14 protein-coding genes and 1 pseudogene are annotated in these 16,063 nt (G+C 37.8%); 8 read left to right on the top strand and 7 right to left on the bottom strand.

From position 1 onward, the window contains the following. On the top strand, window positions 1-786 hold a 786-nt coding region (locus ED2_RS00710), incomplete at its 5' end, for a discoidin domain-containing protein (RefSeq protein ID WP_255209463.1). Window positions 787-1,125: 339 nt separating this feature from the next. After that, window positions 1,126-1,452: a MazG nucleotide pyrophosphohydrolase domain-containing protein gene (locus ED2_RS00705; RefSeq protein WP_016177343.1), complete on the top strand. Its 327-nt coding sequence runs from the start codon at window positions 1,126-1,128 to the stop codon at window positions 1,450-1,452. A gap of 337 nt (window positions 1,453-1,789) precedes the next feature. On the opposite strand, the gene ED2_RS00700 is transcribed toward ED2_RS00705, so the two are convergent. Both ED2_RS00700 and ED2_RS00695 read right to left on the bottom strand, forming a co-directional pair. Beyond that, window positions 1,790-2,977: an MFS transporter gene (locus ED2_RS00700; RefSeq protein WP_016177345.1), complete on the bottom strand. Its 1,188-nt coding sequence runs from the start codon at window positions 2,975-2,977 to the stop codon at window positions 1,790-1,792. 18 nt (window positions 2,978-2,995) lie between these two features. Beyond that, on the bottom strand, window positions 2,996-3,274 hold the full coding sequence (locus ED2_RS00695; RefSeq protein WP_005878249.1) for a hypothetical protein: 279 nt from the start codon (window positions 3,272-3,274) through the stop codon (window positions 2,996-2,998). Window positions 3,275-3,466: 192 nt separating this feature from the next. Here ED2_RS00695 and ED2_RS00690 point away from each other — a divergent pair, with 192 nt between their 5' ends. Beyond that, the gene (locus ED2_RS00690; RefSeq protein WP_005878251.1) at window positions 3,467-4,123 is read left to right on the top strand and encodes a Crp/Fnr family transcriptional regulator; all 657 of its coding nucleotides are present in this window, start codon (window positions 3,467-3,469) and stop codon (window positions 4,121-4,123) included. A 183-nt stretch (window positions 4,124-4,306) separates the two neighbouring features. Here ED2_RS00690 and ED2_RS00685 read toward each other — a convergent pair whose 3' ends face one another. Next, entirely contained in the window at window positions 4,307-5,782 is a 1,476-nt protein-coding gene (locus ED2_RS00685) for a metallophosphoesterase (protein ID WP_016177346.1), read from the bottom strand. A 199-nt stretch (window positions 5,783-5,981) separates the two neighbouring features. Further along, window positions 5,982-6,255, bottom strand: a pseudogene (locus tag ED2_RS15300) (TPM domain-containing protein); the annotation flags it as partial. Window positions 6,256-6,881: 626 nt separating this feature from the next. Here ED2_RS15300 and ED2_RS00680 point away from each other — a divergent pair. The 5 genes from ED2_RS00680 to ED2_RS00660 all read left to right on the top strand — a co-directional run bounded on the left by ED2_RS00680 (window position 6,882) and on the right by ED2_RS00660 (window position 12,302). Continuing rightward, on the top strand, window positions 6,882-7,571 hold the full coding sequence (locus ED2_RS00680) for an N-acetylmannosamine-6-phosphate 2-epimerase (protein ID WP_005878253.1): 690 nt from the start codon (window positions 6,882-6,884) through the stop codon (window positions 7,569-7,571). Further along, on the top strand, window positions 7,568-8,383 hold the full coding sequence (locus ED2_RS00675) for a Cof-type HAD-IIB family hydrolase (RefSeq protein WP_016177347.1): 816 nt from the start codon (window positions 7,568-7,570) through the stop codon (window positions 8,381-8,383). Before ED2_RS00680 ends, ED2_RS00675 begins: the two co-directional genes overlap by 4 nt. Window position 8,384: 1 nt before the next feature. Next, on the top strand, window positions 8,385-9,917 hold the full coding sequence (locus tag ED2_RS00670) for a DUF4127 family protein (protein ID WP_016177348.1): 1,533 nt from the start codon (window positions 8,385-8,387) through the stop codon (window positions 9,915-9,917). After that, a complete protein-coding gene (locus tag ED2_RS00665; protein ID WP_016177349.1) occupies window positions 9,918-11,204 on the top strand; it encodes a PTS sugar transporter subunit IIC in 1,287 nt (428 codons plus the stop codon). A 279-nt stretch (window positions 11,205-11,483) separates the two neighbouring features. After that, on the top strand, window positions 11,484-12,302 hold the full coding sequence (locus ED2_RS00660) for a MurR/RpiR family transcriptional regulator (RefSeq protein ID WP_005878261.1): 819 nt from the start codon (window positions 11,484-11,486) through the stop codon (window positions 12,300-12,302). 354 nt (window positions 12,303-12,656) lie between these two features. Here the strand turns inward: ED2_RS00660 and ED2_RS00655 are convergent, their stop codons facing one another. From ED2_RS00655 to ED2_RS00645, 3 genes are read right to left on the bottom strand one after another with little or no spacing between them, the layout of a single operon-like run. Then, complete coding sequence (locus tag ED2_RS00655; protein WP_005878263.1) at window positions 12,657-13,454, bottom strand: TPM domain-containing protein; 798 nt, start codon at window positions 13,452-13,454, stop codon at window positions 12,657-12,659. Beyond that, window positions 13,451-14,662 carry a TFIIB-type zinc ribbon-containing protein gene (locus ED2_RS00650; protein WP_005878265.1) on the bottom strand — a complete coding sequence of 404 codons (1,212 nt, stop codon included), beginning with the start codon at window positions 14,660-14,662 and terminating at the stop codon, window positions 13,451-13,453. The genes ED2_RS00655 and ED2_RS00650 overlap by 4 nt, the downstream gene beginning before the upstream one ends. A gap of 22 nt (window positions 14,663-14,684) precedes the next feature. Then, entirely contained in the window at window positions 14,685-15,935 is a 1,251-nt protein-coding gene (locus tag ED2_RS00645; RefSeq protein ID WP_005878267.1) for an SPFH domain-containing protein, read from the bottom strand. Between the last annotated feature and the right edge of the window lie 128 nt (window positions 15,936-16,063).

The following is a 16,063-nucleotide window of genomic DNA, read 5'->3' as shown; positions in this document are numbered from 1 at the left end:
AAATCAATAACGGGAATCGAAATCGTACCTGTCGACCTTTATGGCAAACAAGGACAGCCATCACAGATCGTCACATTTGAATGGCCACAGATGCAACCACCTAAGGCTTCTTTTTCTGTATCTAAAACGATAATAGCACCAGGTGAAGAGATCGAGTTTACAAATACTTCTTCGGCAAATACTCAAAGTGTCCAATGGTCATTTGAAGGGGCATCGATCGAATCAAGTCAAGACCAAAATCCTGTGGTGACTTATTCTAAAGAAGGAGTTTATGATGTACAGTTGACTGCCATCAATGAGGCAGGTGAAACCACTAATAGAATGAAAGGAATCGTAACTGTTACCAATGAAGCACAAAATGGTTTGGCCTTACTCTCTAAAGATGCTAAAGCAGAAGCTTCTTCTTATGTAAATGAAGCGGAAGCACCAAAGTTCGCTGTAGATGGAGATCTAGGAACAAAATGGTGTGCAACAGGTAGTGCGCCTTATGTGCTGACAGTTGATCTAGGATCATTAAAAACAGTAAGTGAAATACGGATGGCACATGCCGCAGCTGGTGGAGAAAGTCCAAGTATGAACACGAGAGCGTATACCCTTGAGCTGAGTAAAGACGGAACAAATTTCCATGAAGTTTCTCGTACGGCAAGTAACAGCGATGGCAATACAATCAATACGTTTGCAGCAGCTTCTGCGCGATTCATTCGATTAACAGTTAATCAACCAACGCAAGGAGCCGACTCGGCAGTTCGCCTCTATGAGTTTGAAGCATATGGTTTAACGAAATAAAGAAAAGGTAACAATCTGTATAGAGTCAAAAGAATCGCATGATTTTTTGTATAATAGTTATCAGGAAGTTATACAAAGTTATAAAAGAATGACACTTGAAAAAGAGTATCTCTTTCAATGCTATGAAATAGTAGACTGTTTTTTCTGCTTGATTATGTTACAACCTATTAGTCTATGGTTTATCAAGGGCTTGTTGCGTAAGCAATGCTGAATAGCACCATTTACAAAATATATAGGCTGAGAAGTAGCGTTTCAAAAGCAGAAAAGAAAAGACAATGCTTATAACAGCATGATATAGTACAGGTAAGGACAACTCGGAATTTGTAGGGAGATATTTATATGAGTGAATTTACGATTAATGAAATGAAAGAGATGCAAAAAATACTACAAGAAAAATACAAAGACAAATGGGAAGGTATTTCTGCTGAAGTAGGGCAAAATAAATTGCTTTGGATGGTTGGAGAAATTGGCGAAGTAATTGATATTGTAAAAAAACATAGCGGATTAAAAGCTAGTCAAGATGAGGATTTGAGAAAAGATTTGATTGAAGAATTAGCAGATATATTGATGTATTACAATGATATTTTATTATGTTATGATATCTCATCTGATGAATTAAAGTCTGCATATGTTAATAAGTTTGAAAAGAATATGAAGCGTTGGTAAATTTGAAATTGAAAGGAGATTGGGAATGTAAGGATAGGAATATATGACTGTAAATTTAAGTGTAGATCCATCATTTGATGTTCATGTCAAGTTAGATAGATATATTGTTAAACTGAACGAATATGGTAAACAAGGGTGGAACTTGATTTCTGGCATGGATGATTGGAAGTATTTAATTTTCGAGCGGTAAATTGAGGATAAGAAGAATGATAACCTCCAGTTTATAAGAAAAATAGCCAGATGATCGCAAAAATATGAAAGATATTTTTGTGGGACATCTGGCTTATTTGTGAAATCGTTGCGCGATGCAACGATCATTTTTTATAAAATACTGAATTTAATTCATTTCAATTTTTACTTGATGATTCTTTTTATGATTATATCCTAAATAAAGAACAGTACAAATCAATGGGATAATACCTGAAACAACATATAATCCTCTAAATGAAGTGAGTGATTTCAATATACCCATCAAATAAGGGCCAACACCAAGACCTAGATCTAATCCGATAAAGTAGGTTGAAAGAGCAATACTGATTCGGTGTTCCTTCACGATCTTTAAGCAAACTGCTTGACCATTTGACATGAATGTTCCATAGCCTAGACCAACTAGTGCACCAGAAAGTAGTAAAGTAACGCTATTCGTTGTTACACTTAATAAGAACAAGCCAGCTGTTAAAAATAGGTAGCTAGGATACATAACGTATTGTTCGCCTTTTGCATCAAAGATGCGTCCAGTTAATGGACGAGTAAAGGTAATGACTAAAGCATATACTACGAAGAAAAATGAACCAGCGGAAACCAAATGAATGACTTTAGTATAAGAAGACAAGAAAGATAAAACACTTGAATAAGAAAGACCCATCAAGAATGCGATACCCGTAATGAATAAAGCTTTCTTTTCGATAAAGCCGTTGATGTTCCAAGAACGTAGTGAAGTTCTTTGTTCATCAGATAATACGATATTTTTCACTGGGAAAAACATACATGCAATCGTTACAAGGAAAACAAGTACAATAGAGAACCAAATGATAAAGTGGAAATCTGTTAGGTTAAGTAAGATCATTCCTAAAAATGGTCCAATCGCAGCGGCTAAACTTGTACTTAAACCGTAATAGTTGATTCCTTCACCTTTTTTAGCTTCAGGAATATAGGCAGTTACGATCGCATTTGTTGCAGTTGAAACTGTTCCATAACCAAAACCATTTAAAAAACGAACAAGATACAAGACACCGATTGAAGGTGTGTAAAGATAAGCTAAAGTTGAAAGGAAATAAAAGATCGCACCACCACGTAATGTGAACTTACGACCGAAAAGTTCCAATTGTTTTCCCATAAATAAACGGGCCAACAGTGTACCAATAATATAAATCCCAGATGCAAAACCTGCCTGGCTCATGGTAGCATGTAGATCATCTTGCGCAATGACTGCGATGATGACCATAAGTAAATAGTAGATCAAATAGACAATGAAGTTGATAAGTGTGATTCCGATAAAATATTTATTGAATAATTTCTTTTCCATGTGCTCTGTAAGGTCCCCTTAATCTGAATATGCTTTTAATTTTTCAATTTGTACTTCGACGTCATGATAGTTTGATGGATAACGATCTACCAATTGACGAATAAATAAATCACGAGTTGTCATAAATAAATCAAGAAATTCTTCTAACTCGTTTGATGGTTGTTCATCCACGGCTTTGACCAACTCAATAGAGTTTTGATACGCATCATTTAAGAAGACTAATGATGCTTTCATATCAAACCTTGTCTGATAAGCTGTCTCAAGTCGATTAATGATTGTTTTCATCCAATAGTTCATTTTTTTCCCTCTATTCTTAAAAAGTTTTACATTCGCAGTATACCGAAACAAAAAAAAGAAAAAAATCGCGTTCGTAGTATAAAATAGTACTTAACAAATGTTAATATCATTAGTAAAATACTTTTGAACTTTAAAAAGTACAGAAATCTTGTATTATCTTTTTTATAGGAAAGTTTGGATGGGGGAGCATCATTGGACAGTAGAGTGCTGAAGGAATATTTGGAAAGAAATAATTTTCCAATTGTACGAAAAAGATATCATAAGTATCTGACGTTTGAAGGTGTGGAAGATTGCTACACTTATATACTGAAAGAAGGAACGGTGAAGGCGAGTGTCATTTCAAATGACGGAAGAGAATTCAATCTGAGATACATAAAAGATCTTGAGATCGTCTCACTGATCAAAGATGAATATTCTCAGTTTATTGATTCTCCTTATAATATTCGAGTAGAATCAGAATATGCAGAATTTTATCGAATCAATCGTGTAAAGTTTTGGGAGCAAATCAACGATGATCCTAAGATGCAACATTACGTCAAAGAATACTATCGTTATCGCTTACTCTATTCAATGAAAAAAATGCAACAAATGTTATTGAATGGAAAGTTAGGGGCGGTTTGTACACAATTATATGAATTGTATGACCTATTTGGCGTTCGAACTGAGGAAGGCTTGGTGATTGATTTTATCATTACAAATGAGGAAATCGCAAAGTTCTGCGGAATCTCAACAGCAAGTAGCGTTAGCCGTATTTTAAAGCAGCTGAAAAAAAGCGGGATTATCAAAGTAAAAGACCACCGAATCATCATTACAAACATGGACTTATTAGAAGACAATATTATTTTTTAGAAAGAAAAGAATAAGTTTTTGACGGACGTCTTACGCTTCGTGAAGTAAGAAGAAGCAACTCCTCTGAAAAATAAGCCGGGATTCACAAAAATTTGAAAAGTGATTTTTGTGAATCCCGGCTTATTTCCTTATTTATCGGAGTTAAACACGTCTTTCTCGGCAACTCGTTTTTTTGCCCTATTGTTATTGAATATTTAGAATAAATTTCTGATTGGTTACATTTTTATGCCGGTACGTAATCAATCTAGTTCCAGCTGTAAGTTCTGCATTGGGGATATCCAAGAATTTTTGACTAAGTCTATTTCTTAAAGTAACAACCAACCCATTTGGATGAGAATCTACAAGTATTAGCTCCCAATGCGACCGAGTATTGGTTACTGTGCTTGCCTCTGTAAGAGCATTACTGTTGGCTGTTTGTGTAGACTCTGCTAAACGAATAAGCGGATTTTGAACGCTTTTAAATATATAAGTATTTTGGGTGTTATCCACTTTTTCCATTATCCAACGTTGGTTGTTTACCCATTTTGCTCGGTAAGTGATAATCGCAGAAGGAGCATTAACATCTTGGCTCCAATCGACTACAACAGCAGGATCAATTATGCTTTGGAGTGTGACAACTGCTCCATTGTATTCTGGAGTCGATTTTTTATCAATAGAAATAATGTCTACTAATTTTTTGTTTGACCAGTTATTTTGTTGAACAGAATAAATAAATAATGCATTATTTCGAACTTCATTAATTAAGTAAGTTTGTTGTGAAGCGCTTCCTGAAAAATAAATAGGAACTTTTCCAAAATTAGTTGTACTTGCGTGTTTGCCTAAATTTTTGTGATGATGCCCTACAAAAACGGCTTTAAGTGTACCATTATCATAATACTTTTCCATCATTTGTCTAAAATAACCCGGAATGTTATTGGACCAAGAATCGGGTTTATGTACGTTAAGAAGGACAGGCTCATTATTCCTATGCGCTTGTTCTAATTGATTTTGAATCCAGTTTACACCACCAGTTAATGAATATTTAAGTAAGCCGGATGTATGTAGATTCATGGTCGGATAATTTTGCGCTTGAATCACTCGAAAATTTCCTAAGCGAAAAGAGTAGCTTAAACTTCCAGCAAACTTAGTTGTTAAAAAATAGTCTTCTCGCCATGCATGGGACCCTAGGATATTAGGTACCGACCCAAGAGTATCGTACATATTTTTATAGGAGCGCTCCCAAGCTTGATTCATCCAAGTCCCACCAAAATTATTCTCAATATCGTGGTTGCCTAATCCAAAAGTAACCCGAGTATTTAGACGTTGCATCTCTTGTTTCATAGTAGTCCATTCGTCACTGTGACCATAGGCGGTAATATCTCCGTTTATGATAGTCATCCTTGTATTTCTAGTAGAATTCGTATAATTGTTAATACTATTATACTGATTCCTTATCAACTGCAAAGAACGACTTTTTTTCTCACTTTCAGATTCTGAAATTCCGTTATCAGTCTTGTCAGTCCATGGAAATTGTGGATCAGAAGTCACGACAAATGAATAGTTTCCAGTCGATCCATTTGATTGTGTCGTTGCAAATACAATGGTTTTATTAGTTAGCGAAAAAAATACACTAATTAATAAAACCATTAGGAATAAAAATCTTGAAACAATATTTTTCATTTTTCCACCTCTTTCTTTTTATGTTTTTAATTATAAACTTTATATCATAGTAATGTACTCACATTATTATTTTATTTTATAATTTTAGGATATCAATGGTTGATTTTTGTGTTATTTACTTATGTTATAAAAACTTTTATTTTGTTTTTATCCTTTTTTTAATAATAATATTGGCTGTTTGTTTCTATTTTTGGATCTATTAGAAGCTTCGTCCACTCCCGCCGCTGCCAGGTAGGGGACTTTTTGGGATACGGCGGGTAGTGACAAATGAGTTAAGCGATCTGTTTTGTCCGTTAATTTATTGTCGATTTTTCACGGAATAGGTATTTATCCGTACCAGGTTTAAACTGATACCTTGAACCTGTCACAAAGTAGAAGACCAAACTTAAAATCAAAGTAAGGGCAATCGAAATCACTATTTCTACAGGTGTTAGGACTTTATAGTGAGTGATTTTACCTATTTCTTCATCCACAGCTGTAATTTGAAATTTTTATCTGAAATTACATACGAAAAAAGTATCCTTTGTCCAATCACGTGTCAATTTTACTGACATTGTTCACTTTGGTTTATAGGTAGAAAATTTGGCGAGATTTATTGCTGAAAGGGAACTGTCAGAAGAAATTTCCATCAAAAAACCGGTAAAATCATTTATCAGAGGGAAACACGATCTCTGATAAATAGTGGTACCAGAAGGCATGATCATTGAATTACGTGAGAATCAGGGGTTTGAAGCAGAAGTTCCATATTCTAGTGCGAATACTCTCTCGAATTTCAGGTAAAGTCAAGTTGCTGTTCGGTCTCGAATACCTCTTTTTTTTTAAGGAGAATCAGTGTTGCCACTCAACAGATTTTGAGCCTTCTGATGCAGATTGTAAATTCTTATGTTGGATGTTGATTCCGAAATGAACCGAATGGCGTTCGAATTGCAAGTTCGACAGTTTATTCTCAACTAAACTTACTTGATGATAGGCACCGATGAGAGAATCATCAGTGAATAAATATTTTTTGCAATGGAACTGTTTACATTTTTTATTTTATGGTGTAGTATTACACCATAAAATAAATTATAAATGGAATTTAATTCCTGGAGGCAGAAAAATGAACGAAGTTTTAGCAAAAATCAAAGGCGGCGTAGTAGTTTCTTGTCAAGCATTGGAAGATGAACCACTTCATAGTCCTTTTATCATGGGACGTATGGCGTTAGCAGCGCAAATAGGTGGAGCGGTCGGTATCCGGGCTAATTCAGTTGTGGATATTGACGAAATTAAGCAGACCGTTCAATTGCCGGTAATCGGTATTATCAAGCGGGATTACCCTGATTCAGCAGTTTATATTACTGCAACGAAAAAAGAAGTCAGCGAACTATTAGCGACTGACGCTGAAATTATTGCTTTGGACGGCACGAAACAAGTACGACCACAGCAAGAAAATGTAACAGACTTAGTAAAACAGATTCATGAAGCTGGTCGTTTGGCAATGGCAGATTGTTCAACATTGGAAGAAGCAATTGTCGCTGAGAAAAATGGTTTTGATATCGTTTCAACTACTTTAGCAGGTTATACGCCTTATTCCCATAAAACTGAGAGCCCTGATTTTGCTCTATTAAAAAAAATCGTTGCTAATGTGACTGTGCCAGTGATCATGGAAGGTCACACTAATGAACCGGCGCAAGTGACCGAAGCTTTTAGATTAGGTGCTTTTGCCGTTGTGGTGGGATCAATTATCACTCGGCCGCAATTGATCACTCAACGTTATGTAGCAGCGGCGCAGAAAGGAACACAAGCATGAATACGAGTTTGAAAAACAAATTATTAGTGTGTGATCTAGATGGTACATTACTGGATGCACAAGGTCAGATTGATGAAAAAAGTTTAACTTTGATCAAAGAATTCTGCTCAGCTGGTGGACATTTTGTTGTTTGTACAGGACGTATGGATACAGATATTCAATTTATTGAAGAGAAACTTGGTGTTAAAAGTGAGTATCGGATCAGTCAAAATGGTGCTGTGATCTACGATAAAAAAAATCAATTAGTCGCCAGCGCAACGATTCCTTTAGATTATATCAAAGCGTTGAATGAAGTGATTTTTAGTCAAGGATTGCGGACGGAGGTTTCTAATCTAACAAACCGTCTCTTTCCTAGTCCACGGGATCCCGAAAATGTAGCTGAATTTGTGGATTCTTCTATCGTAATTGAAGACCTACCAACTTTTGTAGCAGAAAAGGAAAAACAACCGACGATTTATCTGACTTTTGGCACAAAAAAGGAATTTGAAGTGATCCACCAAAAAATTGAGGAAACATTAGGAAAAGATAAAGTCAATATCGTTATGACGAGTCCGTCTTCTTTGGAAGTTTTTTCAAACAAAGTTTCAAAGGGAGCCGCTGTGCAACGTGTTATTGAATGGTTAGGTCTAGGAAAAGATCAGGTTTATGTCGCTGGAGATGCGGAAAGTGATACGTCTATGTTCCCTCTGACACCAAATTCTTATGCCGTACAGGAAGCTACAGCAGAGATTCGAGCAAAAGCGATGTTCTATCGTTCAAATGTCGGGGAGATTGTCAAAGATATTTTTCAACAAACTAAAGGAGCTAACTGAGATGGTCAAAATTTTATATGTACCATTAGATGAACGACCTTGTAATATTGATTACCCTGTCAACACTGCGATGGTTGCACGAGATATTGAACTGATGGTTTTACCAAAAGAATTGATGGGTTATAAAAAAACACCAGGGAATACGAAAGCAATCGCCGACTTTATTGCTAAAGCAGCTAAAGAAGTAGACTATGCTGTAATCTCCACTGAAATGCTTTTATACGGTGGCTTATTACCATCACGGTTGCATCATTTCGAGGCACCTCAAATCAGCGCCTACGAACAAAAGATTCGGCAGTTGAAAAATGAAAATCCTCAGCTAAAACTGTATCTATCCAATTTGATCATGCGCACTCCTAAGTATGACAGCAGCGATGAAGAGCCAGACTATTACGAAACATATGGCGCGGCGATTTTTCGCCATGGTTGGTTGCAAGATAAAGCAGTGCGGGAAGGTTTAACTGAAGAAGAAACCGATGAAATGACACTTCTAAAACAAAAGATTCCAGCTGAATATCTTGTTGATTATGAAAAGCGACGGATTTTCAATGCCGAGGTGGATTTGACTAATATTCGGTTAGTGGAAGCGGGAGTAATCGATTTTCTGGCGATTCCCCAAGATGATTCTGCTCCTTATGGTTATACAGCGATTGACCAACAAAAAATTTACGGAGCAATTGCGGAAAAAAATCTTAAAGATCAGATCATGGTTTATCCAGGAGCTGATGAAGTAGGCTTTACATTATTGGCTCGTGCATACAATGTTTACCATCAATTGACACCGAAAGTCTATGTTCATTTTGCTTCGACTTTTGGGCCCCAATTAGTACCGCTTTATGAGGATCGAATCATTAACGAAAGCTTGAAGGCCCATGTTATGGCAGCTGGGATGCAGCTATGGTCAGATCGGGAAACAGCTGATTTGATTTTAGCCTATAATACACCAGGAAAAATCATGCAAGAGTCGTGGGATCAATTAACGAAAAAGGATGTGACTTATGATTCATATCGCCATCTGTTGACCTTTGTTAGAGAAATCAAACTCGATTTGGCAGCAGGACGCAAAGTTGCCATCTGTGACAGTGCCTTTGCTAATGGTGGAGACTTGGAATTGATCGCAATGCTGGACAAACAAGGAATTTTGGATCAGTTGCTGTGTTACAAAGCATGGAATACCAATTGTAATTCTTTAGGTAGTGCGTTAGCAGCAATGACTTTTGCCTTACAAAATCCTAATGAAGCACAGCGGTTGGATAATTTGGTCAGCAATCTATTTGAAGATGCCTTTTATCAAGCTAGCGTTTGTCGCAATTTGACGGATGATTTGCTCCCTCGATTAGGGAAAAACTATTTTGACATCGTAGGCAAAGAACAGGAAGTTATGAAGGCTTGTAAAAATTCACTTTCAGTGTTAGCCCAATCTTATTTATCAAATAGCTTCAAAGGAGGGACTTTCCACTTTAAAAAATTGGAATTTCCGTGGAAACGGATGTTTGAGATTAATTGCCAAATTACTTTAGAGGAGGAAGAATAAATGCAAGACAATGCACTTTTAAATAAATTGTTAATATTTGCCAACAAATTTTCAAGTCAGCGACATATTACAGCAATTCGGGATGGTTTTGTTGCTTTGATTTCATTGACGATTATCGCTTCATTTTGGGTACTGATCAACAATCTGATCTTAAGTCCTCAGAATGGTCTTTTGAAAAATGTTGCTGGGGCTGCTCGTTGGATGGATTTAGGTAGTCAAGTCTATAATGCAACGTTAGGAATCATGGGAATCTTGATCGCATGTACGATTGGTTATAAATTATCTCAGAGCTACGGTGAAGATGGTTTGTTTGGTGGGGTTATGGGGATTGTGTCTTTTGTACTAGTCTTACCGGCTCAAACGACACTAGTGGATATCAAAGGCAACAGCGTAACGGCTGGAGCAGTCTTGACCCAAACTCAAACTAGTGCGACCGGAATGTTTTTAGCAATTATTGCCACTTTGATTTCAGTGACCTTACTGAATAAATTCTCTAAAAATGATAAGTTGAAGATCAAAATGCATGAAAGTGTTCCTCCTTCTATCGCTCGTTCCTTCAATGTTCTGATTCCAGCATTTTTGGTAACGACGATTATTGGATTGGTTGAAGTGTTGGTGGTTTGGTTGTTGCATACGGATATTCCCGCTTTGATTGAACGCTTCTTCCAAGCACCGTTACTGGCTTCTTTCCAATCTTTAGGCGGCGTATTGATCTATGTATTTTTGAGTAACCTTTTGTGGGCATTTGGTTTACATGGGACATTCATTTTAGGTTCGATCGGGGAACCCGTTATGCTGACAGCAATCCAACAAAATATGGATGCGTTGAAAAAAGGAACCGAATTACCGAACATCGTCACCAAACCATTCCTAGACTGTTTTGGTTGGATGGGTGGCGGCGGAATGCTTTTCTGTTTGGTGATTGCGATCTTAATTGCTTCAAAACGAGAAGATTACCGTTCTATCACAAAAGTTGGTTTGATTCCATCAGCATTTAATGTCAGTGAACCTTTGATGTTTGGTCTGCCCGTTGTCTTCAATCCGTTGCTAGCAGTTCCTTTGATTGTGGTGCCAATGATAACAACGACTATTGCTTATGTAGCAACGAGTGTCGGCTTAATCGCGAAAACGTCAGCTTTGATACCATGGACGACACCACCAATCCTTTCTGGGTACTTAGCTACTAATGGCGATTGGAAGGCTTCAGTTTTACAAGTTATTTTGTTAGCTTTAGGAGTTGTTATCTACCTACCCTTTGTTTATCTAACCAATCGAGAAAAAAGTTAATCAATCCTTCTTTAAGAAAAAGAATAGAACTAAAAAATAATCTAATAGGACCCGAATAAATTTAGACTAAAACGCTCAAAAGTAGTAGAGTTGTGATTTCTGATCACTTGGACTACAGAGTAATATCTAGATTATTCGGGTATTTCTTTGGAATCCTCGTTTATTTTAGTTGCTGTATTCGGTTTGTTTTCAAATCAAATTTCAGCATGGCACTACACTCGGTCCTTTTCTTTTAGCGCTATCAAATCTATAATGGAAGAAACGATAGGAGGGGATGGTATGGATTTACTGCCTACAATCAGCAGTTATTTTCCGTCTTTGAGTAAATCTGAAAAAAAAGTGGCACAACTTATTTTAAGTAGTCCAGATGAAATTCCTAAATTATCCATCAATGAACTTTCGTTGATGGCTGGGGTTGGGGAGAGTACGATTATTCGCTTTTCTAGAAAGATTGGTTTCTCCGGTTATCAAGATCTGAAATTAGAGTTAGCTAAGAGTCAAGCTGCAATTGTCCGAGCAAGTGATGCTGAGGAGAAAACAGATGCCGATTTAATTTATGATCAGTATCAACAAAGTTTGCAAGAAACCCGAGAATTTATCCAAAAAGCTGACTTAACTGGGGCTGCTCGCCTGATTCATAACACGAATCGGATTGTGATTTTTGCAGTGGGGAGTTCTGGCTTGGTTGGTGCGGAATTAGCAAATCGGTTGAAACGTTTGGGGAAACATGTAGAATTCATTCAAGATGGGCAGCTCCAAAGTATCAATGCAGCATATATGATACCTGGTGAAGTATGTTTTGCAATCAGTACCTCTGGAAACACCCCTGAAGTAATTGCGAATATCGAGTTAGCACAATCCCAGGGCTGTCAGGCGATTGCAATCACCAATTACATGGGCTCAACAGTCGCTCAAATCAGTCAAGTGGCTCTGATTGCTTCGGCAAAGGAATATTCATCTGATGCCGGTTCTTTTACCGCAGCAATCAATCAACTGTATGTGATCGATGCTTTGATTAAAGAACTTGTCCATTTAGCACCAGAACAGTATCACCAGTCCCGACTTAAAGCAAATAAAGCATTGATGAAACGGATTTGATTGGCTCTTTGTCAATAAGGATTGAAGACTTGTATAAAATGAAATCTGGGACAGAATGAACAAAATTCTGACTCAGTTTTTTTGTATGATTCGTAATCAATTAAGAAAAGATAGGTAGTAGATCAGCTTACAGAATTTGAAGAGTTTGATCCATTTACAAGAGAAAAAAACGGCAAAAGCGCTTAGAGATTCTTTGAGAAACAGTGAGTAAATACAGCACCAAAGAGGACCGATTCAGTCAACCTTTCAGGATTAGACCGGTAAAAGAGGTATTCAGTCGTAGAAAAAACCACCCGTGCGAATGGGTGGTTATGATTCTACGATAGAATAGTTTCGTTGAAAAGATGATCACTGTTAGAAGCTTCGACCGCCTCCGCCAAAGGTGCCGCCACCACTTGAATGGGTGGTGCTTCCGCCTCCGCCACTGCCAGGTGGGGGACTTTTTGGGATACGGCGGGTAGTGACGAATGAGTTCGTTAAGCGATCCGTTTTGTCCGTTAATTTTATTGTTGATTTTTCACGGAACGGGTATTTATACGTACCAGATTTCAACTGATACCTTGAAACTGTCACAAAGTAGAAGACTAAGCTTAAAACCAAAGCAAGGACAATCGAAATTACTATTTCAACAGGTGTTAGGACTTTATAGCGAGTGATTTTACCTGTTTCTTCATCCACGCGATAATGACCGCCTGGTACGCCATCTGCGACATATTCACTTGCCTTTGTCAGATAAGCTTGCGCCGCTTCGTAATATGCGTCATTTGACATTTGATCGTAGACGTCGTCAAGAATCGCATCAATTCGATTATCATCTAGATAGTCGATCATATTCCCTGAAGTAGAGATATAGATTTCACGTTGACCCATATCTAGTAATAAGACGGAGCCGTTATTGTCGTTGCCAACTGCATTTCTTAGATAATCATCAGCAAAATCACGTGGTTCTTCGGAATTCGAAGTTGTCGTCACAATTAAGACTTGCCCCTTGATTTTTTCATTTAGAGGCTGAACCTGTTTTTCCAAGGATTGGATCTGTTCTTGAGTGAACAGGCCAGCTTCATCGTTGATCGGCGGTGTGGCAGCTTGAACAGAAGAGGTCCAGAACAAGCCGATAGCCGTCAAGAAAAATAGGAGGATTTTTTTGCTCATATTAGGTACCCTCCAATCATAAAGAGGATTGCTAAGACGGCAAAGATTCCAAAGGCTGTCAGACCGAGTTTTTTGTGACTGATGGGTAAAACACCACTGACTTTACCTGTTTGTCCATTCATCGCATAGTAGTAAACTTTTTTATTGCTATCGCTGCTACGGTAGGTAACTAGCCATACGGGGAGAAGAACATACTCATTTTTCTCGCTTGTGATATCCGCAGAGGCATGGACGTTCGTTAGTGTCGTATAGCCACTTGCAGTATCTCGTAGCAGTTTTTCTGAATAGTCTTGAAGCTCAGATTGGACTTGCGATTTGATTGCTTGATAGTCAATATCACGTTTTTCAGCTTGGAAGCCAGCCAAATACTGACTTTTAAAGTCGATGGCTTTCTCTAAAGGAAATGGTTGAACAGTTTCTACCATTTTTTGTTGGGTATTTTTTGATAAGGCATTTTTTACCAACTCTTTAAAAGAGAGAGAACCTTCTCTGTGTACAGCAAACTGTTTGGTTTCCGTATATTCGATATCACCGACACGCCAGATACGGATAACAGTTCCATTTGCTTGCAGAGAACCATCTACGGTAGCATCAGTTGCCCAATAAGGAAAGTAGACTCCTGTTAATTTATCTATTTGGTCTTTGTTAAAAAACGCTTTGGGAACAAACCATTTTTTCTTTGTCCATGCTAAGAATTTAGTGATGGCTTCTTCTTTTTCTACAGCAAAGGGTAGAACTTTATTCGGTAAAAATTTACCACTCAGTCGTCCGGACAAAACGACCGGATTATGACAATAATAGCAATAAGTTGCTGCAGTCGTTGCATCTGTCACGATTTCTGCACCACAGCTTGGACAAAGAAACAATTCCATTGTTGCCTCATTATCCTCATTTTCCATCGTTCCATTTGGTGTTGCATCATCTGCAGAATCAGATAGTCCACCAGCTTCTGCGAATGCTTTTTTCTCTGCATCGTCCATCTGATCTAGTTGTTCTTCGGCAGTAAAGGTAAATTGATCGGCTCCGTTTTCCTCAGCAGAAGTTTGCTGCGTTTGGGCACCGCGAGCTTCTTTTTGTTCTTGTTCGTATTGACTAACTTCTTCTTCCGTATAGATATTTAGACAGTAATCACAATGGAATTTTTGATCATTGGGGTCAAATGTTAAGGGACCACCACAGTTGGGACATTTATGCGTAAGAACATCCATCCGCGCCACACCTTTCTAATACTTAATCAAGTGGGATACCTTTGAATGGTTTTCCGCAATTTGGACAAAACTTAGGGATACCATTTGAAAGATCCACGATTTCATGACATTCACTACATTTCATTTGTAATTTCGGTTGGACGTTTGCGACAGGTTTTGCTGTACCACAGTTCGAGCAGAATTTACCTGTATTTTCTGTGCTGCAGACAGGACAAGTCCAAGTGTTTTCGTTGCCTTGAGCTGCTTGTTGATTTTGTTTTTCTGCTTGTTGTTGGTTGATCTGTTCTTGATTATTTTGTGCAGCTTGTGAAAGGTACGTGCCATTTGCATTCATGCCCATACCCATGCCCATAAAACCAGTCATAGCACCAGCATCATTTTTACCAGCAGCTTCCATTCCACGAGCGATTGATCCTTGGACGTAACCTTCTCGGACGCTAGGATCGCCTAACATAGCGCCTTCGTTTCTCATATTGATCAATTTGACAGAGTCATCTGTATAAGAAATGCTTGCGACCGCAACAGAAACGATTTCCATTCCACGTAGTTCGTTCCATGAGTCATCTAAGACATTTCCCATATATTTACTTAATTCTAGACTTTTAGAAGGAACGTAAGAGATACGTTGACCATCTGCAGACATTTGGTTGATTGCAGATTGTAAAGCGGTTAAAAATTCTGCTAAATACTGTTCGTTGATATCCGAGATATCCACTTGTGTTTTGTTTTTAGGGATAGCATTGGTATAGAATAAGATCGGATCAGTGATATGGATCGAATACGTACCATGCGCACGTAAAAACAATTCAGCGTTATAAAAATTATCAAAGTAATTGAGTGGTGAACTTGTCCCAAACTTGATTCCTTTTATTTCTTGCAGATTGATATAGAAAACCTGTTGTTTCTGAGGTGTGACACCGCCAAATTTGAAACGGTCGAAAGTTTCTGCAATCGCGCTTTTCAATGAACCATTGAACATTGAGGGAGCAGAATCATTTTTGATCGTATAGTAGCCTTCTTCAGCAGTATAATCGATGATTTTTCCACCATCTACGAGAAGCATCATCATATTTGGATAGACATGGACCACTGAACCATCTGTCAGAACATCTTCTGTGCCTTTTCGGTTTGACCCACGTTTGTCATCTTTTCGTACTTTTACGCCCTTTGTCATGACGGTGGTGTCGCTCATATCATCAGGTTCAATGACCTCGACCCACTGATCTGCTAATCCGCCGCCGATCATGCTTGTTGCTGCTTTGATAAGACCCATAAAAAATTCCTCCCTAATGAAAGTGTTTTTGTAATAGATTGATGATTTCATTATACCATAGGGGAAATGAAAAGCGCTCGGTCGAAAGATGTAGAATGAGACTTCGAACGGAAGAATTTATAGGGAAA

This window comes from Enterococcus durans NBRC 100479 = LMG 10746 (assembly GCF_001544215.1).
Lineage (GTDB): Bacteria > Bacillota > Bacilli > Lactobacillales > Enterococcaceae > Enterococcus_B > Enterococcus_B durans.
The sequence above is the reverse complement of the archived record's forward strand: the minus strand, read 5'-3'. Positions and strand labels throughout refer to the sequence as shown.